At 33.4% G+C, this 26,626-nt stretch carries 16 protein-coding genes and 3 tRNA genes; 2 read left to right on the forward strand and 17 right to left on the reverse strand.

What is annotated here, in order from left to right; translation table 11 throughout:
* Nucleotides 1–10 precede the first annotated feature (10 nt).
* Entirely contained in the window at nucleotides 11–2,428 is a 2,418-nt protein-coding gene (locus tag AWN65_RS08500) for an outer membrane beta-barrel family protein (RefSeq protein WP_060382775.1), read from the forward strand.
* A 798-nt stretch (nucleotides 2,429–3,226) separates the two neighbouring features.
* Complete coding sequence (locus AWN65_RS08505; RefSeq protein ID WP_081078414.1) at nucleotides 3,227–5,911, forward strand: polysaccharide lyase family 8 super-sandwich domain-containing protein; 2,685 nt, start codon at nucleotides 3,227–3,229, stop codon at nucleotides 5,909–5,911.
* Between the two features lie 1,150 nt (nucleotides 5,912–7,061).
* Here the strand turns inward: AWN65_RS08505 and AWN65_RS08510 are convergent.
* The 17 genes from AWN65_RS08510 to AWN65_RS08585 form a co-directional block, all read right to left on the reverse strand.
* A complete protein-coding gene (locus tag AWN65_RS08510; protein ID WP_060382777.1) occupies nucleotides 7,062–7,934 on the reverse strand; it encodes an Rpn family recombination-promoting nuclease/putative transposase in 873 nt (290 codons plus the stop codon).
* Between the two features lie 3,014 nt (nucleotides 7,935–10,948).
* Nucleotides 10,949–11,854 (reverse strand): DUF5655 domain-containing protein, encoded by a 906-nt coding sequence (locus tag AWN65_RS08515; RefSeq protein ID WP_060382778.1) that lies wholly within the window; start codon nucleotides 11,852–11,854, stop codon nucleotides 10,949–10,951.
* A gap of 36 nt (nucleotides 11,855–11,890) precedes the next feature.
* Nucleotides 11,891–14,911: a type I restriction endonuclease subunit R gene (locus AWN65_RS08520; RefSeq protein WP_060382779.1), complete on the reverse strand. Its 3,021-nt coding sequence runs from the start codon at nucleotides 14,909–14,911 to the stop codon at nucleotides 11,891–11,893.
* Complete coding sequence (locus AWN65_RS08525; RefSeq protein WP_060382780.1) at nucleotides 14,908–15,363, reverse strand: AAA family ATPase; 456 nt, start codon at nucleotides 15,361–15,363, stop codon at nucleotides 14,908–14,910. The genes AWN65_RS08520 and AWN65_RS08525 overlap by 4 nt, the downstream gene beginning before the upstream one ends.
* Before the next feature lie 3 nt (nucleotides 15,364–15,366).
* Nucleotides 15,367–16,644: a restriction endonuclease subunit S gene (locus AWN65_RS08530; protein WP_081078415.1), complete on the reverse strand. Its 1,278-nt coding sequence runs from the start codon at nucleotides 16,642–16,644 to the stop codon at nucleotides 15,367–15,369.
* Nucleotides 16,641–18,632, reverse strand: a complete 1,992-nt coding sequence (locus AWN65_RS08535) for a type I restriction-modification system subunit M (RefSeq protein WP_060382781.1) — start codon at nucleotides 18,630–18,632, stop codon at nucleotides 16,641–16,643. Before AWN65_RS08535 ends, AWN65_RS08530 begins: the two co-directional genes overlap by 4 nt.
* A 414-nt stretch (nucleotides 18,633–19,046) precedes the next feature.
* Entirely contained in the window at nucleotides 19,047–19,391 is a 345-nt protein-coding gene (locus AWN65_RS14910) for a hypothetical protein (protein WP_158447594.1), read from the reverse strand.
* Nucleotides 19,392–19,638: 247 nt separating this feature from the next.
* Nucleotides 19,639–20,112, reverse strand: coding sequence for a hypothetical protein (locus AWN65_RS08540; protein WP_060382782.1), 474 nt, complete (start codon nucleotides 20,110–20,112; stop codon nucleotides 19,639–19,641).
* A gap of 1,699 nt (nucleotides 20,113–21,811) precedes the next feature.
* Nucleotides 21,812–21,885 (reverse strand) — tRNA-Thr (locus AWN65_RS08545).
* A 49-nt stretch (nucleotides 21,886–21,934) separates the two neighbouring features.
* Nucleotides 21,935–22,008, reverse strand: a tRNA-Thr gene (locus AWN65_RS08550).
* 52 nt (nucleotides 22,009–22,060) lie between these two features.
* Nucleotides 22,061–22,134, reverse strand: a tRNA-Thr gene (locus AWN65_RS08555).
* An 80-nt stretch (nucleotides 22,135–22,214) separates the two neighbouring features.
* Nucleotides 22,215–22,481, reverse strand: a complete 267-nt coding sequence (locus AWN65_RS08560; RefSeq protein ID WP_060382783.1) for a hypothetical protein — start codon at nucleotides 22,479–22,481, stop codon at nucleotides 22,215–22,217.
* A 54-nt stretch (nucleotides 22,482–22,535) separates the two neighbouring features.
* A complete protein-coding gene (locus AWN65_RS08565; protein ID WP_060382784.1) occupies nucleotides 22,536–23,504 on the reverse strand; it encodes a type I phosphomannose isomerase catalytic subunit in 969 nt (322 codons plus the stop codon).
* A complete protein-coding gene (locus tag AWN65_RS08570; protein ID WP_060382785.1) occupies nucleotides 23,504–23,965 on the reverse strand; it encodes a peroxiredoxin in 462 nt (153 codons plus the stop codon). Before AWN65_RS08570 ends, AWN65_RS08565 begins: the two co-directional genes overlap by 1 nt.
* Nucleotides 23,966–23,972: 7 nt before the next feature.
* Complete coding sequence (locus AWN65_RS08575; protein ID WP_060382786.1) at nucleotides 23,973–24,380, reverse strand: 6-pyruvoyl trahydropterin synthase family protein; 408 nt, start codon at nucleotides 24,378–24,380, stop codon at nucleotides 23,973–23,975.
* Nucleotides 24,377–24,904 (reverse strand): isopentenyl-diphosphate Delta-isomerase, encoded by a 528-nt coding sequence (idi, locus tag AWN65_RS08580; RefSeq protein WP_060382787.1) that lies wholly within the window; start codon nucleotides 24,902–24,904, stop codon nucleotides 24,377–24,379. Before idi ends, AWN65_RS08575 begins: the two co-directional genes overlap by 4 nt.
* A 96-nt stretch (nucleotides 24,905–25,000) precedes the next feature.
* Entirely contained in the window at nucleotides 25,001–26,563 is a 1,563-nt protein-coding gene (locus AWN65_RS08585; RefSeq protein ID WP_060382788.1) for an NAD(P)/FAD-dependent oxidoreductase, read from the reverse strand.
* Nucleotides 26,564–26,626: the final 63 nt, after the last annotated feature.

The raw sequence follows: 26,626 nt of genomic DNA on the forward strand, positions 1-26,626 counted from the left end.
ATCAATCAAAATGAAAAGAAAAGCAATTTTAGTTTGCTTACTAGCTGCTATGGCTTGTATGCAAGCACAAACTCCAGTAATTTCTACTAATAGTAATAACACGATTAATGCTAATACTACGGGATCTTTATCGGGTAAAATAATCGACAAAAAAAACAATTCTCCTCTCCCTTATGTTTCTGTAACAATAAAAAGCGAAGGAAAAACAATAGCTGGAGCTATTACAAAGGACAATGGATTATTTACTATTACCAATCTCCCTCTTAAAAATCTAGTCTTAGAAATTGTTTATATGGGCTATAAAAAATACATTAATACTATAATACTAACCCCAGAGAATAAAAACATCAATCTAAAAAACATTGTATTAGAAGAAGAATCTAAACAATTAAATGAAATAAGCATCACAAAAGAAAAATCATCAATTGAACAAAAAATTGATAGAAAAGTAATTACAATTGGCAAAGATTTACAAACAGCAGGTGCCACCGCTGCTGAATTAATGAATAACATTCCTACTGTAAGTGTTGATGTACAAAATAATACCGTGAGTTTAAGGGGAAATGAAAATGTTAAAATTTTCATTGATGGTAAACCCTCTAACCTTTCTGCTGCTCAAGCTTTACAACAAATACCCTCTACTGCTATAAAACAAATTGAACTGATTACCAATCCATCTGCAAAATATAATCCTGAAGGAATGAGTGGTATTATAAATATTATACTCAACAAAAATTCAAATTTAGGTTTTAACGGAACTATAACTACAGCTCTTAACTTTGCTATTAAACCTAAATTTAATGGTTCTATAGACCTAAACTACCGAGTTAATAAATTTAATTTCTATACTACTTACTCCTTAAATCATGGAAAAAATACAAATTACGGTCTTATAAATTGGAACAAATACAATAGTACAAAAGATTATGATCTTGCTATTGATGTGGTTCATTTCCGAAAAAATAATTTTGCTAAAATAGGAACTGATTTTTACATCAATGATAAAAATACACTTTCATTTTATTCTATTCAAAATTTTGACAACCCAGCCGTTGAATTTAAAAACGGTATCCATTATTTAGATAGTAATCTTAAAGATTTACAAACACAAGAAGCTAATGGTTTAGAAAGAAATCAGACCTATAATCTTGCTTACAAACGCAAATTTGATAAGGAAAATAAAACACTGGATATTGAGTTAAATTACAATACAAATGATGATCCCGAAAATAGTCTTTTTAAAGACCTCAATAACAATATCAAATTTACAAACAATGTTCAAAAAAACGGTACAAACTTTATAGCCAATATTGATTTTGTAAATCCTATAAACGAAACTTCTAAAATAGAACTCGGGGTAGAAAGCCGATTAGATGATACTAATAATAAAATTCAGGTTAATTCTGTTTTCGATGCTCATTTTAATTTCAAAAGAAATATTTATTCTGCTTATGGAAATTACAGCAAAGAATTAGGTAAATGGAATTATCAAATAGGTCTTAGATTAGAAAGTTATGATGCAAAAGGCAGTTTTCAAAAAATAGGAAATACAGACAAAATTTTTTCAGATTACATTTTTACCCTATATCCCTCTACTTTTTTAACATATAATTCATCCGAAAATAATTCATTTAACCTTAACTATTCTAGAAGAGTTGACAGACCTAATATGGATCAGGTTAATGAAATTAGACAATGGAACGGAATTACTATGCAGCAGGTAGGAAACTCTAAATTAAGACCTCAATTTACCAATTCTATTGAATTGAATTACACTCGAAAATTAAAAACAGGATCTTTTACATCAGGTTCCTTTGTACGCTTTATTCAGAACCAAATTAGTCAAATTATTACTACAAACCCTGATGAACCAACAAAACAACAATTAACCTTTACTAATTTTGACCGCAATACAGAATATGGAATTGAATTATCTGGTAACCTAGATTTAAAAAAATGGTGGAGTGTAAACTTTGGTTCTGATAGTTATTTTACTCATTCAACAGGTATTATAGAAAAGAGAGATGGCAACTTATATACACAAAGCATCAATGCAATTCTATTTAATAGTAGAATAAATCACACTTTTAAACTTACTAAAGACTTTCGCTTAATTTGGTTTACCATGTACAGAGCAGGTCAAAACGGTTTACAATTTTCTAATAAAGATATGTGGAAAACAGACTTAGCCACTCGATTGAATTTATTAAATGGAAAAGGATCTTTAAGCATTCGATACAATGATATTTTTAATACAATGAGAGCGCGTTTTTATAGTAACGAACCTGCTCAAATTAACGGAAACTTTAGGTGGGAAAGCCAAACTATAAATATTAATTTCAATTATCGTTTTGGCAGTGGCAAAAATAAAACCCTAGATAGAAAACAAAGAAATCAAGATGAATCACAAGGAGGAGGATTATTTTAAAATTATACCATTTAAACTTTGAAATTTCCTCATAATACTATTTTTTTAACCCTGAGACTGTCCAAAAAGTTCACAATCTTGTCATCCTATGTTTGCATAGGAAAATTCTTTGAATATTTTATAAATTTATTTCAACAGAAGAAAGAGAAAGATAAAAGCTAAATTTTGTCATTGGTAAAAAGACTGTAGGCAATGCTAGTTCCTTTCTCTCTCTGCTTTTGAACTTGGACAGTTCTTTTTGGGATCACATAAAGAGTGTAACATAACGTTTTTGCTTTAGCAAAGCATATATTATATATTTTAGAAAACTAATTTAAGAACGAAAAAACTTTATTTATTTTAAAAAATGTTTCGCCTCAAAGCATTTTTTAGAAAGAAAATTTCTATAAAATAAGAAATCCTAAAATAAACTTTTTCAATGAATTAAACTCTGTTTTGAAATAAATTATTAAATTTGTTATAAGACAGATAAAAAAATGTAAACCTGTCAGACTTTATACCTATCGCTTCAGTAGTAATTTATCAAAGATGATAATCTAATGAGCCGGATGATTAGAAATCATCATTATTCTACAATTTTAGCTTTTCAAGATAGGTTATAATTATATTAATTTTTTCTAATTAATCTAATTTTTAGTATTGTTTCCCTTTTTGCAACAAGTATACTAGTTGCCTGAATTGCTATTAAGTCAAACTATAAAAAATATAAAAATTAGATAAAAGCAACCTTCGTCACGGCAATTGCTTATAAAAATACAGCCAAGCAATGCCATAGTATTAATAAAAATAAGAAAACAAATGAAACAAAGTTTTTTTTTAATTACAGCACTATTCTTGACGAGTGTCTTAGGAATAGACGCTCAGTGTACACCTACTTTTGTTCCTGATTTAGCATTACAATCCAGTGATCCGGCCATTAAATCGGAAATTCAAAATATTTATGATAAAGCTAAAAACACAAGATTAGCTACCACCCAACCATCTACCTCAAGTTTAAATACTGCTATTAGGCTTTATAACAATTTAAATATAGTGGTAAACGGCAATACCATTACTGGTAATCCTATAACAGATTACAATAAACTTACTTTTTTAAATACGTTTGTTGATCACCTAAAATTCAATCCTAATGATACTGCCGTAATTCAAAGAGTAAATGATTTAATCTGGTGGGTTTCAGAAAACCTTTGCAATAATACCCTATCAGTTGATACACACGGTTATGTATTTAAAAACTTTTCAAGAAAAGGCTTTTTCTGTGCAGAGTATTTAACTCCTCAAAACAAGCAAAGAATTTTGTATATTATAGAAAAAGAATTTGCCAATTGGAATGTTTTTTGGAAGCCAACCTATGATTATAATTCCCAAGCCACAGAAGGAGTTATTAATACAGATGATGTTTATAATAAATTAGACGCACTTGTGCCTTTAGTAAAATGTTTCTCAACAGATGATGAACAGTATCGTTATATGTTAACCTTAAGCCGATTTGTTACCCGATTTGCCTCTGTATACACAGATGGTACCCGAGATGGAATAAAACCAGATGGCAGTGGATATCATCATTGGAACAATTACGAAACGTACATGTACGCTTATAATACCCTTATTTATTGCCTAGATGTATTTGGGAACACCCGTTTTCAAATAAAAGCCCCAGCATATAAAGTTTTTAGAGATGCTGTTATGCACAAAATATTAATTTCTAATGATGCTGGATGGATCCCCTTATCTATGACAGGTAGAAGTGGTAACTGGGAAACAATATCTGTAGATCAAAATTCTATAAAAAATTTAGCTCTTGTAGGAGGACACATTTTAGGTTTACAGACAGCAGACCCTCTTTTAGCAAGCATCTATAACAAAAGATATGGCGTAGAGCCCTCTTTTAATCATAGTACAATTGCTCCTTTTCACGATGGCTTTTATCAAAACAATCACGCAAGCGCAGGTATATTTAGAACCAAGAATACAGTGATACTAAATAAAGGATTTAGCAATCAACTTTGGGGAGCAGAAACCTTTAGTAATAGTAATAGATATGGTAGATACCAAAGTTATGGAGCTATGAATATCCTATATCCAGGAACTGCTGCTGCCAACGGTTTTGATAATACAAAGTGGGATTGGAATTATAATCCAGGTGCTACTACTAAAGTTTTATCATGGCAAGATTTAATTGTACCTTGGCAAAGAGTAGATGAATATTCAAGTAAAAAATTAGCAGGTTCTTTGCAACATAATCTTAAAAAAGGCGAATATTTAAAAGATGTTTTTGGAACACTAGGTATGTTTGCTATGGATTTTCAAGAAGCAGAAAATATAGGATGGGGAGGAACACCAACAGGATCAAATACACATGATACCTCTTTTACCTTTAAGAAATCTTCGTTTTTCTTTAATGATATGATCATTTGTTTAGGTTCTGATATAAGCAATAGCGATGTTAATACTGCAACAGTTACCACTTTATATCAAAATGCAACAACTCCTAACAATGTGATAATAAATAACAATACATATACCTCAACAGGTATAACATCTACTTATTTAGGAACAAATCCAAACTGGATTTTAGATAACTTTAATACAGGCTTTTACTTAGTTACTGGAAATAATGATGTAAAGATTCAGCGTAAGAATCAACAAACACCATCACATAATCAAAACAATCCAGCAATTCTAAATCCCAATACAGAAGCAGCTATAGGATTTATAGATCATGGTAAAGCCCCTAATAATGCTCAATACGAATACGTAGTACTTCCTAATACGAATGCTTCAGATATGCAAAATTTAGCCAATTCATTCCAAAGTACCAGCACACGACCGTATACGGTACTAAATAAAGATAGTAAATCACATATTATCAAACATACAGCATCAGGAATACATGCTTTTGCACTTTTTGAAGCAAATACAGTACTTCCTGGAAATACCAACCTAATTTCAAATGATAAACCTTGTTTAATAATGTATGGACCGTTAAACTCTAATTCAGAAATGACATTGAGCTTGTCTAATCCTGATCTAGGTCTTCCAGACAAAAGAAGTTTTGACTCATTTAAAATTCAGCCCATAGAAATTACATTTGATGGAGAGTGGGAATTACCACAATCTCATAAAGATATTCAATTAGTTTCTTCAAATTCAACGAGTACTACATTCAGGTTTTTAACCTATCAAGGATTACCTATTGAAACAACTTTTAAAAAACATATTACCTTAATAGGACCAATTACGAGTTCTCCTATAATAAATCCATCAAAGAACCTTTTGGCTTATCCTAATCCAACAAATGCTATGATACGAGTTGATAATGTTCAAATGAATATAACAAATACTAAGTTGTATAATTTACAAGGACAAGATATAACCCATCTTGTAATAATTAATAGTAACACAGTAGATATGTCTAAATTATCCAGTGGATCATATCTATTAAAAATAGGAAATCAGAGCATTACAGTCCATAAAAAATAATTAAAAAGACTTTAAATCATAATAAACTAAAAAAAGTATTTGTTAATTCTCTATACAATATGATTTTTAGTTAACATCCTAAAAACCCTCATTTTGAGTAATTGCAAAATGAGGGTTTAAGATTTTATCCAGAAACCCAGATTATGTGTTATCTTATTTAAACTTAAAATATACTGGATTAAAAAGAAAAATTCTCGATATGTTTTTTTCATTTTAAAACAACTCGAACAGACCGTTGAGTATATAATTAAAATCATCGTTAGTTTGAGCGTGAAGCGCATCGAGAATCAAGACTAATTTTTATTGCTTTTGTAGGATAGTGTCTCAACATCCAGTTTGTCACTACGTAAGGAGGCGTCTCACAATCAATATTATGCGGTTTCTCCCTTTGGTCGAAATGACAAGATTGCGAATTTTTTGGGCAGTATAAGGGTTAAAAAAAAGTATTATGAGGAAATTTCAAAGTTTAAAATAATATAAATCGACATGCAGTTTGTCACTCCGACGTGAGGAGGAGTCTCATAATCAACATTATGTGATTTCTCCCTTTGGTCGAAATGACAAGATTGTCAGTTTTTTGGACAGTCTCAGGGTTAAAAAAATAATATTATAAGGAAATTTCAAAGTTTAAATAGTATAAATCAACATGCAGTTTGTCACTCCTGCGTAATCCTGCGTAAGGAGGAGTCTCATAATCAATAGTATGTGATTTCTCCCTTTGGTCGAAATGACAAGATTGTCAGCTTTTTGGGCAGTCTCAGGGGTAAAAAAGTATTATGAGGAAATTTCAAAGTTAGATGGTATAAATCAACATGCGGTTTGTTTCTCCTGCGTAATCCTGCGTGAGGAGGAGTTTTATAATCAATAGTATGTGATTTCTCCCTTTGGTCGAAATGACAAGATTGCGAACTTTTTGGGCAGTCTCAGGGGTAAAAAAATAGTATTATAAGGAAATTTCAAAGTTAGATGGTATAAAAAAACAAAATAAAATAACTTCAAAAAAAGAGGCGTTTATGCCTCTTGTATATTCTTAAATTTTTACCTATAAATCCCCATAGTGAGCGGAAGTGTAAGCAGTTGCTTTCAACACGAGTTTGATTGTTAGCTCTTCGAGCCCAACGAAACCTTAGCTGTTGGCGGTAGTGCCTTATTATAATTTGTTGATTTCTTCTTTGGTTAAGCCTGTTGCCTGCGTAATGATTTCTACTGAAACACCTAATCTTTTTAAGGATTTAGCCGTTTCAATTTTTCCTTTTATTTCTCCTTCAATTAATCCTTCCATCTTTCCTTCCATCTTTCCTTCGTCGAAAGCAGTGTCAATAACGCCTTTTAGATCTCGGTAAACTTTAAGGCTGCTCTCGTATTTGTCTAAATCTAATTGCCCGAAATTTGCCAATTCTGCTTTTTCAAAGGCTTGGGTAAATACTTCGTCTTTGAAAATTGTAGGAATATTTTGAAAATCTTCCAAGTTTTTGATGAAATATAACCATTTGTCTAAACGGGAATTTAATTGGTTTTCCTGTTTGTTAAAATTGGGCATTTCTAAGTAGATATAGGTCAGTTTATCGTAAAATACTTTTCCGTTTTGGTTTTTTAGTTTGATGGTATGTACTACTTCGCTTCTTTCGGGTTCTGTTTCGTAATCGTCGAAAGTGAAATCTAAAACACCTACGCAATAAACCGCTTTCAAATTATAGTTCCATTCGCCTTTTTCGGCTTGTTCTCTAATGGGAAATGTGGAGTAATAGATGGTTCTTTCTTTGAAGTAGTTTTGCTTGGCTTTTTGGAGTTCTACGATGAATTTTTCGCCTTTTTCGTTTTCGCAATAGATGTCGTAGATGGCTTTTCTGTCGAGGTCACTCTGCCCGAGTTGCTCGGTGTTTTTAAAAGAAAGTTCTTTGATTTGGTCATATTCTGGCAACAAGGCATTGAGGAAGTCGATAAGTAGGTTTTTACTGGCTTCTTCTCCAAATATCTTCTTAAACCCAAAATCTGTAAAGGGATTGATGTATTTTGCCTTCATGTTCTCAACTTGTTTTCTTGGTCAAATTTACAAAAAATAATCTTTGATGTTGATCTTAAATTTCGGAGGATTCTGGTTGAGTATATAATTAAAATCATCGTTCGTTCGAGCGTGAAGCGCATCGAGAATCAAGACTAATTTTTATTGCTTTTGTAGGATAGTGTCTAAATTAACATGCGGTTTGTTACTCCGACGTGAGGAGGAGTCTTATAATCAACATTGTGTGATTTCTCCCTTTGGTCGAAATGACAAGATTGCGAACTTTTTGGACAGTCTCAAGGTTAAAAAAATAGTATGATGAGGAAATTTCAAAGGTTAAATAGTATAAATCAACATGCGGTTTGTCACTCCTGCGTAATCCTGCGTAAGGAGGAGTCTCATAATCAATAGTATGTGATTTCTCCCTTTGGTCGAAATGACAAGATTGTGAACTTTTTGGGCAGTTTCAGGGTTAAAAAAATAGTATGATGAGGAAATTTCAAAGTTTAAATGGTATAAATCAACATGAGGTTTGTCACTCCTACACAAGGAGGAGTTTTATAATCAATAGTATGTGATTTCTCCCTTTGGTCGAAATGACAAGATTGTGAACTTTTTGGACAGTTTCAAGGTTAAAAAAATAATATTATAAGGAAATTTCAAAGTTTAAATGGTATAAATCAACATCCAGTTTGTCTCTCCTACACAAGGAGGAGTTTTATAATCAATAGTATGTGATTTCTCCTTTTGGTCGAAATGACAAGATTGCGGACTTTTTGGGCAGTTTCAGGGTTAAAAAAATAGTATGATGAGGAAATTTCAAAGTTTAAATGGTATAAATCAACATGAGGTTTGTTTCTCCTGCGTAATCCTGCGTGAGGAGGAGTCTTATAATCAATACTATGTGATTTCTCCCTTTGGTCGAAATGACAAGATTGCGAATTTTTTGGGCAGTCTCAGGGTTAAAAAAATAGTATGATGAGGAAATTTCAAAGTTAGATGGTATAAATCAACATGCGGTTTGTTACTCAGTAAGGAGGAGTTTTATAATCAATAGTATGTGATTTCTCCCTTTGGTCGAAATGACAAGATTGTGAACTTTTTGGGTAGTCTCAGGGTTAAAAAAATAGTATTATGAGGAAATTTCAAAGTTTAGATGGTATAAATCAACATGCGGTTTGTTTCTCCTGCGTAATCCTGCGTGAGGAGGAGTTTGATAATCAATATTATGTGATTTCTCCCTTTGGTCGAAATGACAAGATTGCGAATTTTTTGGGCGGTCTCTAGGTTAAAAAAATAGTATTATGAGGAAATTTCAAAGTTAGATGGTATAAATCAACATGTGGTTTGTCTCTCCTACACAAGGAGGAGTCTCATAATCAATAGTATGTGATTTCTCCCTTTGGTCGAAATGACAAGATTGCGAACTTTTTGAACAGTTTCAAGGTTAAAAAAATAGTATTATGAGAAAATTTCAAAGTTAGATGGTATAAATCAACATGCGGTTTGTCACTCCTACGAAGGAGGAGTTTCATAATCAATATTATGTGATTTCTCCTTTTGGTCGAAATGACAAGATTGTGAACTTTTTGAACAGTCTCAGGGTTAAAATAGTATTATGAGGAAATTTCAAAGTTTAAAATAATATAAATCGACATGCAGTTTGTCACTCCGACGTGAGGAGGAGTCTTATAATCAATACTATGTGATTTCTCCCTTTGGTCGAAATGACAAGATTGTGAACTTTTTGGACAGTCTCAGGGTTAAAAAATAGTATTATAAGGAAATTTCAAAGTTTAAATAGTATAAATCAACATGCAGTTTGTCACTCCGACGTGAGGAGGAGTCTTATAATCAATATTATGTGATTTCTCCTTTTGGTCGAAATGACAAGATTGTGAATTTTTTGGGCAGTTTCAGGGTTAAAAAAATAGTATGATGAGGAAATTTCAAAGTTTAAATAGTATAAATCAACATCCAGTTTGTCTCTCCTACACAAGGAGGAGTTTTATAATCAATAGTATGTGATTTCTCCCTTTGGTCGAAATGACAAGATTGTCAGCTTTTTGGGCAGTCTCAGGGGTAAAATAGTATTATGAGGAAATTTCAAAGTTAGATGGTGTAAATCAACATCCAGTTTGCCATTCCTACGAAGGAGGAGTCTTATAATCAATAGTATGTGATTTCTCCCTTTGGTCGAAATGACAAGATTGTCAGCTTTTTGGGCAGTTTCAGGGTTAAAAAAATAGTATGATGAGGAAATTTCAAAGTTTAAATAGTATAAATCAACATGCGGTTTGTCACTCCTACACAAGGAGGAGTTTTATAATCAATAGTATGTGATTTCTCCCTTTGGTCGAAATGACAAGATTGCGAACTTTTTGGACAGTCTCAGGGTTAAAAAATAGTATTATAAGGAAATTTCAAAGTTAGATGGTATAAATCAACGTGCGGTTTGTACTCCTGCGTAAGGAGGAGTTTGATAATCAATAGTATGTGATTTCTCCCTTTGGTCGAAATGACAAGATTGCGAACTTTTTGGGTAGTCTCGAGGTTAAAAAAAAGTATTATAAGGAAATTTCAAAGTTTAAATGGTATAAATAAACATGCGGTTTGTTTCTCCTGCGTAATCCTGCGTGAGGAGGAGTCTTATAATCAATAGTATGTGATTTCTCCCTTTGGTCGAAATGACAAGATTGTGAACTTTTTGGGCAGTCTCAGGGTTAAAAAAATAATATGATGAGGAAATTTCAAAGTTAGATGGTGTAAATCAACATGCGGTTTGTTTCTCCTGCGTAAGGAGGAGTCTTATAATCAATAGTATGTGATTTCTCCCTTTGGTCGAAATGACAAGATTGTGAGTTTTTTGGGCAGTCTCGAGGTTAAAAAAATAGTATTATGAGGAAATTTCAAAGTTTAGATGGTATTAAATATATAAAACTTCAAAAAGTTATTCTAAATTTTTTTGAGCTTTTTAAATTGGTTCAAATTTTTAGAATAACTTTTTAAATTACACAGTTCGTGGTATATTATTTTTATATAATTGCTTGTTTAATTAAACTCATAATATACTCTAAGTTAGAAGTATCAGTAACCATTAATTCATAATCACCATTGCCTATATGACCAACGCTAGAAACATCACGAGCTAGTTTTTTTGAATCATCCAAGCTTCCCTTTTTTAAATTAATCCATATTTTTAATCCTTGTTTCTGAATTTCAATATCAGCAATATTGCTTTTTAATTTAAAAGCTATATACCATTTTTGTGGTTTAATTTCTATGTCACTATTTAATTGTAAAATAGCATCTCTATAGGTCTCGTACAACTCCTTTATATCATCACTCTTTCCTTGAAATTTTTCCTCTTCGGTATATACCTTTATTTCATTAGTAACCGTTTGAATTTTACTATCCTTTTGCGCTAAAGGCTTAATACTTTCCGCCGAATTCGTCTTTTTGATAGGGTTAATGCTGATAATATCATTCTCAAAACGCTTGATTTCCCATAACTCAATCGCAATATCTTTAAAATTGGTAGCTAAACGTTGATTCTCTGTAAAACTAGGCGATACAAAAACCACCCGTGTTTGTGACCAGTCCACGGTACTACTATGTAAGTTTTTATGTAGTGTTTCATTATACGTCAACACAAAATCCGCTTTGTTCTCCAGCATCAAACTCAAATAGGTAAAGCCTTGGTCAACCACACTCGCATTTTTATCGCGCTTATATTCAATGATAATAAATGATTCTGATTGCATATCATACGCAAGGGTATCAATGCGTTTGCCTTTTATACTAAATTCGCTTTTAACAAACTCTAAACCCGTGAGTAAGGTCAGGTTTTGCTCAAAGAGGTTTTGTATTTCGCGTTCTAGCTTAAAGGGTTTTTCTTTTAAGGCTTTTAATTGAGTATTATTTATTTGATATAGGTTCATTAAAAATAATTTAAAAAGAGGCTATTAGTAAGTAGTTTATTTTTCACTATTTATTTTCTTAAAAGCTTCTTTGGCTAAAAGTTCCGTTATGGTCTTGTTAAAATCTTTTTCCTCCATATACCTTGCAAAAATATCTTCATTTTGATCGATGCGTTCTACAAATAATTGTTGTAAAACATTTTTAAACATTAAGGTAAATTTATCTTGTGGATTGGATTGCGCTGCTTGGATAATATCTTCATTTTGAATAGCCGATTCTACAATTTGATCAAAGAAATATTGATCGGCTTGCGTAAAATCAGTCCCGTAACGTTCATTTACTACATCTACAATTCTAGATATAGGGGTATATTCTTCTCGTACCATTCCTGTCGCAACATCTGTTGGTCCATCAAGTTGATATTGTTTAGGAGTTTTTAAACTTATAGAGCCTTCGCTAATTTTTTGTAATCGATAATACTCTAAACGAACTGTATCATCAAAATTATAGGCTGCTCCTGTATTTCGTTTGGGTAATTTGTTTGATAAATGCCTTAAGAAAATAAATAGTTTCTCTAAATCAGAATCCTGATAAGGAATAATTTGACTTAAAAAAGCATACAAATTTTTATAGGCTGTTATTTTACCTCTCCATAATTCTGCTTCTTCTTCTTGCTCTTGTAAAAAGTGTCTGAAATTTTCAACAGGAATATCTAAGATATGATTCATGTCCTCGTGATCCTTATTGCTTTGTTTTTCCTTAGGTTTGAAATAGATTTCAGTAAAATGGTTTATATCATTATATGTAAATATATCTTCTAATAATAATTCTTGTTGAATACGATATAAATTATTAGGGTCTGCTTCCTGACCTAGTACAGCACATTCATAATAGGTTTTAAAAGCGGCTTGAATTTCCTCGCGGTCATTTACAAAATCAAGTACAAAAGTGTCTTCTTTAAGCGGATGGGTACGATTTAAACGCGATAAAGTTTGTACTGCTTGAATACCTGACAAACGTTTATCTACATACATAGTATGCAAAAGCGGTTGGTCAAACCCTGTTTGGTATTTATCGGCTACTAATAAGATACTGTATTCTGGAGTGGCAAAATGTTCTGGTAATTCTTTTTCTTTAATGCCCTTATTCATTTCCACTTCTGTATAAAGGGTATCAGGCAATTTATCATCTTTGACTTCTCCCGAAAAAGCTACTAATGATTTTATATTATACCCTTTAGCTTTAATTACTTCGTCAAAACTTTGCTTGTATCGAACTGCTTCTAATCGAGAACCTGTTACGACCATTGCTTTTGCTTTGCCTCCTATTTTATGGCGAGTCGATTGGTAAAAGTGTTCCACCATAACCTCTGTTTTTTGTGCAATATTGTGCGGATGCAAACGCATAAAACGACCTAAGGCTCTAGCTGCCTTCTTGCGTTCTACTTTAGGATCTTCTTCGGAAGCTTTAATCAATTTGTAAAAAGTAGCATAAGAGGTATAATTTTCTAAAACATCTAAGATAAAACCTTCTTCAATGGCTTGACGCATCGTGTATTTGTGAAGCGGTTCGCCATTAGTAGCAAACAATTTTATGGTTTTATGTTTGGGCGTAGCGGTAAAAGCAAAGAAACTGATGTTTTTTTGTTGTCCGCGTTTTGCCATATTACGGTAAAGAGCCTCTAAACCTTGGGCTTCTTCTTCTTGTGCTTTTTCTTGCGCTTCTTGTGCTAAGGCTTCGCCACCCAGTACCTCTTTTAGATCGGCGGCGGTTTCTCCTGATTGTGAGCTGTGGGCTTCGTCAACTAAAATGGCGTAATTTTTTGTTTTTAATAAGCCTGTTGTTTCTTCTCCACGTTCTTCGGCTAGTTTTCGTAATTGCTCCGTTACAAACGGAAACTTTTGTAAGGTGGTAATAATAATAGGAACACCATTTTCTAGAGCCTCGGCTAATTGTTTAGAGTCTTTATCTATTTTTAAAACAACGCCTTTTTTATGTTCAAACTGGTAAATAGTATCTTGTAATTGTCTATCTAATACCACACGATCTGTAATCACTATTACCGAATCAAACAAACGGGTATTATCTGCTTTATGTAAAGAGGATAAACGATGTGCTAACCAGGCTATGGTATTACTTTTGCCACTTCCTGCGGAATGTTCTATTAAATAATTTGTCCCAACATTATCCTTTAATGCTGTTGCAATCATACTGCGAACGGCTTGTAATTGATGATAACGAGGGAAAATCATCGTTTCTTTTTTTAATTTTCTGCCTTCATCCGTGATTCTTTCCTCGACTTGCAAATGAATGAACTTTCCTAAAATATCCATTAGGCTATCTTTTTGCAAGACTTCTTTCCAGAGATAGGCTGTTTTATAACTCAAGCCTTCTAGATCTACAGGATTACCCGCACCGCCTTCGTTGCCTTTGTTAAACGGAAGAAAATAAGTGGCATCTTTAGCTAAACGAGTGGTCATTTCGACCTGATCAGTATCTACAGCAAAATGAACGAGTGTTCTTTTTTTAAATTCAAAGAGCAGTTCACGAGGATCACGATCGTGACAATATTGTTTTTTAGCGTGGGTTATATTTTGATGGGATAGTTGATTTTTAAGTTCTAAAGTAACCAAAGGAATACCGTTCACACTTAAAACAACATCGATTGAATTTTGATTGCGATTACTATAATAGAGCTGACGTGTAATCCCAAATATATTTTTATGATACCGTTCTAAAACCTCTTCATTCATAGAATGCGAAGGTTTAAAATAAGCCAAGTGCAATTGTTTGCCATAGCATTTAAAACCGTGGCGTAAAGTGGACAAAATACCGTGAAGCTCAATCCATTTGGTTAAATCATATAAAATTTGATTCCCTGTATTGTCCCCTAAAATAGTTTGCAACTTTTCCCAGGTTTTAGGCTGGGTATCTTGTATAAAAGCAAGTGTCGTATCAGGAAAAATAGCTTTGTCTTTGTCGTAACTGCTACTAGCTATCGTTTTGTATCCTGTAGCAAGCAATACGGTTTCTATACTTTTTTCAAAGGCTATTTCTTTAGTTTGGGTATTTCTCATTTCTTTCTAGCGTACTTTAATTTTTGTTCAAGTTTTTCTAAAAAAACTAAATGCTCTTTTAAAGCGTGTTTTAAAGGAATACAAAATTCAACATACTTACCATTTGATAGCTTATCAATTTCTGCTATCGCTTGTATTGTTTTTGCCTTTTTTATAGGATTTGTTTTGCCTATAAAAGCCTCAATAGCGTTTTTTCGCTCTTCAATTAATGTGGAATGATCAAGAGCTAATAAAGAATTAATATTAATATCCGATTTTTTAAAACTCTCTTTCGAGATTAAAGGAGCTTTTATTTCTGTAAGAATATGAGAAAGCACAATTCGTAAACTTTCTAATACGGTTGTTTTACCTACTCCATTGATCCCCACAATCAAATTAAAACCAGGTTGAAAATCTAGTTTTGCATAGGTAAAACCACGAACGTTAGTTAATTCTAGTGTGTTTATTTTCATAAGTTATAATTCTATTTCGCCATTTATGGCAGCTGAGATAATAGCAATACGTTTATCTTTTAGCAAATCTATTGCAGACTTAACTTTATCTTTAATTTTATCAAACCTTGAACACTCTGTATCCAAGAAATTAATTATTTCTTCTTGTTGTTCTATTGATTGAGGAAATGAGATAACAAAATTCTTAATATTTTCAAAAGAAATCGCTTCTCTTCCTCCACCGTATTGCAATAAATCGATTTGATATTGACCTACAAATGAAACGAATAGAAAGTGTAGGTATCTATACAAAATCTTATTGTTAACTCTTATTATACATACGTGTTGATTTATATTTGCCTCTATGTCTAAATCAAAGTAAAAACATCTTCCTATTGATCCACCTGTAATATTCAAAAGCAAATCACCCTTCATTACTTGCGAAGATTTCATATCATTATGGATTTCTTCTGGAATATAGGTTTCATCATTTAACTTTAATCCGTCATTATAAATATTTTGACTTCTTAAAAAAAGAACTCCTTCATCAGTATAAATATTGGCTCCACCAAGAGGAGTTACTCCGCTACCAACTTTATTTGTTAAAAATTTTAATCTCTCAATATGCCAATGTTCAGGAATTTCCCCTAGCCATTCTATACCCGAATCCTTCATAGCTACCGAAGTATCTAAGCCTTTAGTTACCGCTTGATTGATAACGGCTTTTTTCTTTTCTTCTAGTAGCGCGATTAATTTTGTTTTCTTTTCAATTAAGGCATCTATTTTGGCAATTTCGCGGTCTAAATAATGAACAATTTTATTTTGTTGTTCTAAACTGGGAAGGTTTGCTTTATTATTTAAATAATCTTCTATATCTAAATTTTGAATTCCTGTTGTTTGTTTTATAGACTTTACTACAGTCCTATTTTTCCACAAATAATAAAGAATGTAGGTAAGATAATCTGTATTAACAATTTTATTATTAGGCCTTAATAAGTCTAAAAAATTAGAGCATAAAGCAGCTTCATTAAGAACAAACTTTGCTACTCTACCAACAGGTTGATTTTCACCTCCTCCAGATTTTTCTATTATAATATCACCAGGGCTAAGTTTTCTTGAATTTAATTCATTATCAGAAAAAGTACGATATGTTAAATCATTACTTTTATGAATTATTTGATCTGTTTCAATATCAGCGGCACGTAAACAAACAACAGAATCATCATCAGGCTCTGTACCCCAAGCACCACCAATTCTTTTTATGAACAAATGTTTTAAACGATACTCCTTAACTGAACTCATAACGAACTGTTTTGAAGCATTTTTAAAATTTCATCCTCAACTTTATTCAATTCTTTATTAATAACATCTAACGAACGATTTTCACTCATTGTAAAGAAATAACGATTAAAATTGATTTCGTAGCCTACTTTATCTTTAGTACGATCCATCCAAGCATCGGGCACAAAAGGCAGTACTTCATTTTTAAAATAGTCTTGAATGTCTATTTTTAAAGGGATGTTTTCAAAATCACGTAAATCGGCATCGGCTTCATACTCGTCTTTGCTTTTTAGTACTTTCTCAGCTTCAGGATCTTTGGTCGTAAATACACTTCTAAATAAACTGAGTTCTCTAGCAGACCATTTTAGTTGGTTAATTTTTTTGATTTCTTTTAGGGTTTTATTCCAATCGAGTAAAGGTGCACGCCCTAGTTTTTTATCTATGGCTTGTACATCGTCTAACAAATGAGGACAAGCGTCTAAGAAAGCCGTTTTAGCTACTAAACTCATTTGGTATTTTAAACGCAAAGGACGTTCTATGGTTACTCGGGTGAAACCAAAATCGGCATTGTCAAAAATTTTAGAATGCTCGGTAGTGGTGTGTAAACCGTATTCTTGGGTAATCATCGCAATATGATCGGGTTCCATTACTTGTATGATGCCATCATCTACATTGCCTTCTCCCATTTTACGGCGTTTGCTCCCTTGACTTTTACGCATAGGGATATAAAAATCGCGGGCATCAAACAACTGGATTTTACCTTTTCGGTCGTCTTTTTTTCTGTTGGTCAATACCCATATATAGGTGGTAATGCCTGTGTTGTAAAACATTTGTTCAGGTAAAGCAATGATACTTTCTAGCCAATCGTTTTCAATAATCCATTTGCGTATATCACTCTCACCTGAGCCTGCGCCACCAGAAAACATAGGCGAACCGCTAAACACGATAGCTAAACGCGAACCATATTTTTTATCTTGAGGGGCATACGGTTCAAATTTGCTAATCATATGTTGCAAGAACAATAAAGCACCATCATTTACTCGGGGTAAACCTGCTGTAAATCGACCTGTTTTGTCACGTTCTATTTGCGGTTTTTGTTTTTTCCAATCTACCCCAAAAGGCGGATTGGCAATCAAGTAATCAAAGTTTTTATCAGTAAACTGATCATCAACTAATGTATCGCCATATTTTATGGTGTCTTCAAATTTTGAATTGGTATCGTTTTTAATCAATAAATCGGCTGCCGCTGTGGCAAATGCTCTCTTGTTATAGTCTTGTCCGTAAGCCACTAATATTGCGTCTTCATTGAGATCTTTTACGTGATTTTTAGCTTCAGACAACATACCGCCTGTACCACAAGTAGGATCCATAATTTCGCGAATAACCGATTTGCCTTGTAAGAAGTTATCATCATCAATGAATAAAATATTCACCATCAGCTTGATGATTTCACGAGGTGTAAAATGGTCACCCGCAGTTTCATTTGCTAACTCATTGAATCGTCGAATTAAGTTTTCAAAAATCAAACCCATATCTCGGTTAGAAACCATAGTAGGATGCAAATTGACTTTAGCAAATTCAGAAACGATTAAATACAAAATATTAGCATCGTTCATCGCAAATATTTCTTTTTCAAAATCGAAAAACTCAAATATCTGCCTTACGTTGGGTGAAAACCCGTTAATATAGCTTACTAAATCTTGTGCAATACTATCAGGTGCTCCTTTTAACCTTTCGAACGTAAAGGGTGAGGTGTTGTAAAATTTTTGCCCTGTAATTTTTTCTAATTTAGAGGTTAAAATAGAAACAGGAATATCGTTGTTATATTTCTTTTTGAGGCTGTTGTATTCGTTTATTACTTCCTCTTTAGAGCTTTCTAACACTGAATCAAAACGACGTAATACGGTCATAGGCAACATAACACGTTCGTACTGTGGTGGTCTGTAAGGTCCACGTAATAAATCGGCTATATCCCAAATGAATTTTATATGTTGTTGATGTGTGGTCATTTATAATTGAAATAAAATTAACAAACAAAATAGGCAAATAAAACACTAAAAATATCAAAAAAACGAAGATTGTCAATACTAGTGATTTTTTAATTTTTATAGTTTTATTTTAATAACAGCAAATGTAATGCTTTAAAAAAGATTGTATGGTATTAAAATAAGTAAGTATGCCAAAATAGCATATTTAAAACACTCCCCTCGAGCTCTATCTTAAAAAGTGTATAAGTTATAATAATGGGGTTTGACTTTTTACCAAAGCCCCCCTTTTATCAAACCAATGCCCCTACTCCCAATCAAAACAGCGGGTATGTTACCGTTCCTACACTACCCTATTAATTAAACAATACCGCTAAGAGTCCACCCCCACTCTTTTTGGTTCAACGCCGAGTCTTTTTTACTGGACCACGAGTCTTTTTAGCTGGACCACGAGTCTTTTTGGCTGGACGACGAGCCTTTTTTACTGGACGACGAGCCTTTTTGGCTGGACGGCGAGCCTTTTTTACTGGACGACGAGTCTTTTTGGCTGGATGACGAGTCTTTTTTACTGGACGACGAGCCTTTTTTACTGGACGACGAGCCTTTTTGGCTGGACGGCGAGCCTTTTTTACTGGACGACGAGCCTTTTTGGCTGGACGGCGAGCCTTTTTTACTGGACGACGAGCCTTTTTGGCTGGACGACGAGTCTTTTTTACTGGACAACGAGCCTTTTTTACTGGACGGCGAGCCTTTTTTACTGGACGACGAGCCTTTTTTACTCAATTAAAATAAAAAAAGATTTATATTGGCAAGTTTTTGCTGATAAAAATGATTCCCAAATGCTGCATGTCTTGAAAAAATAGTGCGTAAAAAAAGAGACTGTCCAAAAAATGCACCATCCTGTCATGGCTACTAAAGCGAGAAATTACCTGCTATTAATAGCAGGTCTCCTTCTTAGCTCAGAGTGACAAACGACAGATGGATTACTTTTCAGACAGCCTCTTCTTAAACCGCTTGGGACTTAGGCGCTTTATTCCTCTGTTTTTTTACGGTACGGACGAATAAAACGTTGGCTCAAATCCTCATAAATAGGCTTAGCCGTAGCAATCCCCTTACTTTGCGCCTCCTTAATTTGACCATAATACAACAACGCCGATTGTAAAGCTTCACTACCCGCTAGCATAATCGTATCGTTTACATCAGTAGATAACTGAGAAGCTAAATTGCCTATAGGACTTAAAGAACTCACCACTGCCTCATCCTTTAAAAACTCAGCTTTGTCCATATACACAGGGACAAACTCGGGATTGGTTTCTACATACGACTTGATTTTTTGCACCGTAGCCACGGTTTTATTGCCCATTTTAAACAGCGTCGAACGATCTTCGGCAGTTAAACCTTGCAAATAAGGCGCTAAAGCTGTTTTGCATTCTTGTAATTTTAGTGTTACCGTATCAATTACTTCTTGAGGAATTGTGATACTGATTTGATTCTTAGTTGCCATTGATTTTAGTTTTGAAATTAAATAATAGTTATTAAAAAATATAAAAAAATGTTTTTAGTTTAATAAATTAACAAAAAAACAAAGTAAAAACGAAATATTTTAAGAAATATTGTGTTGCATTTTTATTATATATAAACCGCAAAAACACCTCAAATACCTATAAAAAAACAAAAACTTCATATAATTTACACTTCCTAGCGTCGGGATGACAAGAACGCGAAATAAAAAACGTTTGTTACGCTCTTTATGTGATCCTTCCTAGGGTCGGGATGACAAGAACGCGAAATAAAAAACGTTTGTTACGCTTTTTATGTGATCCCTCCTAGCGTCGGGATGACAAGAACGCGAAGTAAAAAACGTTTGTTACGCTCTTTATGTGATTCCTCCTAGCGTCGGGATGACAAGAACGCGAAGTAAAAAACGTTTGTTACGCTCTTTATGTGATCCTTCCTAGCGTCGGGATGACAAGAACGCAAAGTAAAAAACGTTTGTTACGCTTTTTATGTGATCCTTCCTAGCGTCGGGATGACAAGAACGCGAAGTAAAAAACGTTTGTTACGCTCTTTATGTGATTCCTCCTAGCGTCGGGATGACAAGAACGCGAAGTAAAAAACGTTTGTTACGCTCTTTATGTGATCCCTACTAGCGTCGGGATGACAAGAACGCGAAATAAAAAACGTTTGTTACGCTTTTTATGTGATTCCTCCTAGCGTCGGGACAAGAACGCGAAGTAAAAAACGTTTGTTACGCTCTTTATGTGATCCTTCCTAGCGTCGGGACAAGAACGCGAAGTAAAAAACGTTTGTTACGCTCTTTATGTGATCCTTCCTAGCGTCGGGACAAGAACGCGAAATAAAAAACGTTTGTTACGCTCTTTATGTGATCCCTCCTTACATCGGGATGACAAGAACGCGAAGTAAAAAACGTTTGTTACGCTTTTTATGTGATTCCTCCTAGCGTCGGGATGACAAGAACGCGAAGTAAAAAACGTTTGTTACGCTTTTTATGTGATCCTTCCTAGCGTCGGGATGACAAGAACGCGAAGTAAAAAACGTTTGTTACGCTCTTTATGTGATCCCTCCTAGGGTCGGGATGACAAGAACGCGAAGTAAAAAACGTTTGTTACGCTCTTTATGTGATCCCTCCTAGGGTCGGGATGACAAGAACGCGAAGTAAAAAACGTTTGTTACGCTCTTTATGTGATCCCTCCTAGCGTCGGGATGACAAGAACGCGAAATAAAAAACGTTTGTTACGCTTTTTATGTGATCCCTCCTAGGGTCGGGATGACAAGAACGCGAAGTAAAAAACGTTTGTTACGCTCTTTATGTGATCCTTCCTAGGGTCGGGATGACAAGAACGCGAAGTAAAAAACGTTTGTTACGCTCTTTATGTGATCCCTCCTAGCGTCGGGATGACAAGAACGCGAAGTAAAAAACGTTTGTTACGCTCTTTATGTGATCCCTCCTAGCGTCGGGATGACAAGAACGCGAAGTAAAAAACGTTTGTTACGCTTTTTATGTGATCCTTCCTAGGGTCGGGATGATAAGAACGCGAAGTAAAAAACGTTTGTTACGCTCTTTATGTGATCCCTCTAGGGTCGGGACAAGAACGCGAAGTAAAAGACCTTTTATAAAATGGGTTCGTTTTGATGTACTTTTTTTAAATAAAAAAGAGAAACTTAATAAGTTTCTCTTTTTGAGCCGATGGAGGGACTCGAACCCACGACCTGCTGATTACAAATCAGCTGCTCTAGCCAGCTGAGCTACACCGGCAAGGTGTATTTTAATAAATTTATTTAATAGTTTCTTTTGATAAAATTTGAGCCGATGGAGGGACTCGAACCCACGACCTGCTGATTACAAATCAGCTGCTCTAGCCAGCTGAGCTACACCGGCAAAAGTGTACTTTTAATAAATTTATTTTTACAATATTTTTGCATAAATTTTGAGCCGATGGAGGGACTCGAACCCACGACCTGCTGATTACAAATCAGCTGCTCTAGCCAGCTGAGCTACACCGGCGACTCATTTACGGGTGCAAATATAGGAGAGTTTTTTTATTTTCCAAAGCTTTGCACCCTACTTTTTTACACTTTTTTTTACTACAAAGCGTTAATTTTATTAACTAATTGGTTTGCAGCATTTTCTAATTCAACATTTATTTGTTTAAAGTGTGCTTTTTTATTTTCAATATTTTTTTCATTTACTTTTACAATCAAATTATCGAAAATAACAAATGCTTCTTCTATAACAGCATTAGTTTCATCAGTTGGTTTACCTGTTGAAGTCATTTCATATAAATAAACCGCTTCAATAATTTGACCAATTACATAATTGATATTCTTTTTTAAATTTTTTACACTTGCCATTGGTATGTATTTTAAATTACGTTTACAAAATTACAATTATTCTTTCGATATCTGTTAAGAAATTACAATTTCCAACAATTTAGCTTTTCCTATTAATTGAAAGTCTTTTAGAGCTGCGGGAATTAAAAAAGTATTTCCTTTAGCAAATTCGTATATATGCTGATTTATTTTTACTTGTAAATTTCCTTTAATACACATATACGCTACAAAACTATTTCCTTTGTTATGGTAGTTATACGTTTCTTTTAGATTTATGACTTTTACTGTAAAATAAGGACTATCAACTACATTTACTGCTTGATTATCTGATAATTTATAATCTACTTTTACTTTTTTCTTTTTATAATCTATTGCATCTAAAGCTAGTTCTATATGCAGTTCTCGTAAGTTGCCTTGTGCATCTTTGCGATCGAAATCATAAATTCTATAGGTAATATCTGATGTTTGTTGTATTTCAGCCACAACAGTACCTGCTCCAATAGCATGCACAGTACCTGTTTCTAAATAAAACACATCTCCTTCTTTTACTGGATAGGCTTCTAAAATAGAGGATAGGTTTTTATTTTTTAGGTGTTCTAAGTAGGCTTCTTTTGAAGCATCTTCTTTAAATCCTACTATTAATTTTGCTTCAGGCTCTGCTTCTACTACGTACCACATTTCTGTTTTACCGAAAGAGTTATGCCTTTCTTTTGCTAACACATCATTAGGATGCACTTGAATAGAAAGATCTTCTCTGGCATCTAAAAACTTAAAGAGCAATGGAAATTGTGTTCCAAAACGTTGATATACCTCGCTTCCTAATATTTCGACTGGGTATTTTTCTATTAATTCTGTCAAAAGTACTCCTTTATAAATACCTTGACTGATTTGACTTACATCTTGATCTATGGCAGCGAGTTCCCAACTTTCTCCTGTTTTTTCGGAAGGTATGGATTTATTTAGAAGTGTTTTCAAACGCGTACCGCCCCAAATTCTATCTTTAAAGATAGGTTCAAACTGTAAAGGATATAATTCTATCGGCATTAAATCAAACTTTTTACTTTTTCTACTGTACGATCTAAATGATTTGTAGCATTCATGTCTTCAAAAATCATTTGAACCACTCCTTCTTTGTCTACTATATAAGTTACTCTTCCTGGTATTAATCCTAACATATTTGATTTTACTCCGAATAAGTTTCGTAGTGTTTTATCTGGATCTGATAGTAATATATATGGCAGATCATATTTGCTTGCAAATTTTTTATGTGCTGCAATACTGTCTCCGCTAATACCTATTACCTCTGCTCCTATGGTTTTAAACTCTTCGTACTGATCTCTTAAGAAACAAGCTTGTTTGGTACAACCAGGCGTATCATCTTTCGGATAAAAATAAATGACTAATACTTTTTTACCAAGAACAGAATTAATATAAAAATCATTTCCGTTTTGATCTTTTGCTCCAAAAAGAGGAAGTTTATCCCCTACTTTCAAACTTTTTTGCATAATTATACTATCCTTTATATGTAACGAAATTACGTGGTGTTTCAAACAAGGTAACTTCTAAATCATTTTCTTTTTTTATTCTTTTTCTAATTTTATTCCAGATAACAACTACGATATTTTCTGCTGTAGGTATTAAATTTTGAAATTCTGAAACATCTAAGTTTAGGTTTTTGTGGTCAAACGGAATTTCTACTTCTTCACAAATTATATCGGCTAGATCTTTAATATCAATCACATAACCTGTTTCTGGATTGATATTTCCTGTAACACTGACTATCAACTCATAATTATGTCCATGATAATTAGGATTATTGCATTTACCAAAAACTTTTTGATTTTGTTCATCCGTCCAATCTTTTCTATACAAACGATGAGCTGCATTAAAATGAGCTTTTCTTGATACTGTTACTCTCATAATGTGTGCGCTTCTAAATAATGATAAAATTCGTCAAAAATAATCTTAAACCAAACTGTATATTGATGAGGATGTAGTTTTATATCTTGTTTTACTGCTTCGATAGACATCCATTTCCAGTTTTCTACCTCATCTGTGTTTATAGATGGTACTTCATTAAAATATCCAATCATTACGTGATCTAACTCATGTTCTGTTAATCCGTTATCAAAGGGTGCTTTGTAAATAAAATGAAAAAGTTCTTTTAGTTCTGTTGTAAACCCCATTTCTTCTTGTAAACGACGTTTTCCTGCCTCTATGTTAGACTCTCCTTCTCGTTGATGACTACAACAAGTATTGGTCCATAATAATGGTGAATGATATTTATGATGCGCTCTTTGCTGAAGCATTATTTCTCCTTTATCATTCAACACAAATACTGAAAAAGCTCTATGCAACAGTGCCTTTTCATGTGCTTCTAGTTTAGGCATTAATCCTATTACCTCATCTGCTTCATTTACCAATATTACTTTTTCTTCAATCATAGTTTTATATTACGGGAGTAAAAGTACGAAAAGTCTATCAATTACTGCCCTATCCTTTTTATTTAGACTTCTCCTTACATTTCTTATACAAACTATTTAATTCAGCAATGCTTCTGCTGCTTTTATTGCACATTTTTCGCCATCTATAGCTGCTGAAATAATTCCTCCTGCATATCCTGCTCCTTCTCCACACGGATAGAGTCCTGTAATTTGAAAATGTTCTAACGTAATGTTATCACGAGGAATTCTAACGGGTGATGAGGTTCTACTTTCTGGGGCGTGTAAAATGGCTTCATTCGTAAAGTATCCTTTCATTGATTTTCCAAATTGAACAAATCCTTCACGCATAATTTGTGTTAAAAAGGGAGGAAATACAGTTCCTAACTCTACACTTGTTGTTCCTGGAACATAGGATGTTTTAGGTATATCTATTGACCCTTTTTTTTGAGAAAAATCAACCATTCTTTGGGCGGGTACTTTTTGTGTTTTACCTGCCATTTCCCATGCTTTTTGTTCGATTGCTTTTTGAAATTCCATACCGGCCAACGCTCCAAATTTAGCATACGGCTTAAAGTCTTCTAATTTTAATTCTACCACAATTCCTGAATTGGCTGTGACTTGATCTCTTTTAGATGGGGACCAACCATTTGTAACAACTTCTCCTGGACTTGTTGCGCAAGGAGCTATCACTCCTCCTGGACACATACAAAAAGAATACATCCCTCGTCCGTTAACCTGTTTAACAACAGAATATGGTGCTGGTGGCAGAAACGCTCCTCTAAAATCACACGAATATTGTATTGAATCTATTAAACTTTGTGGGTGTTCTGCTCGGACTCCTAAAGCAAATGGTTTTGCTTCTATTAAAACTTTTTTTCGATCTAATAATTCAAACACATCACGAGCGGAATGTCCTGTAGCAAGTATTATTTTTTTGGCTTTTATAACTTCTCCTGACTGTGTAACGATTCCTTCTACCTCATTATTTTTTATTAAAATATCCGTTACTCGTGTTTCAAATAACACTTGTCCGCCATATTCTTTGATTTTCTCTCTAATATCTTGAATAATTTCAGGTAATTTATTGGTTCCTATATGGGGATGGGCTTCTACTAATATTTCCGAAGAAGCTCCAAATGCTACCAATAATCTTAAAATACGATCTACATCTCCTCGTTTTTTTGAACGTGTGTACAGTTTTCCATCAGAATAAGTTCCTGCTCCTCCTTCTCCAAAACAATAATTAGAATCTTCATTTACTATATGGTCTCTATTAATTGCTTTTAGATCTCTTCTTCTACCTCTTACGTCTTTTCCTCTTTCTAACAAAATGGGTTTAATTCCTAATTCAATTAATTGTAAGGCAGCAAACAACCCTGCTGGTCCTGCTCCCACCACAATTACTTCTGGAGCATTGGTAACATCTTGGTAATTAGGTAACATTATTTTATCTTCAATAATTTGTTCTCCTTGAAAATAAACAATGATTTTTAAATTTATTTTAATTGTTTTTTGTCGAGCATCAATTGATCTTTTAAGAATTACATAGTATTGTATGTCCGTAGTAGATATTTGCATTAATCTTGCAAGATGGTTCTTTAGTATGACTTCACTAGAAGCTACCTCAGGTGATACTTGAATTTGTAGTTCTTTTGGCATTATCCTTTTTTTACGATGCAAAAATACTACTTATTTTCAAGTGAATCATTGTAAATTTGTATT

This window comes from Flavobacterium covae (genome assembly GCF_001534645.1).
Taxonomy (GTDB): Bacteria; Bacteroidota; Bacteroidia; order Flavobacteriales; family Flavobacteriaceae; genus Flavobacterium; species Flavobacterium covae.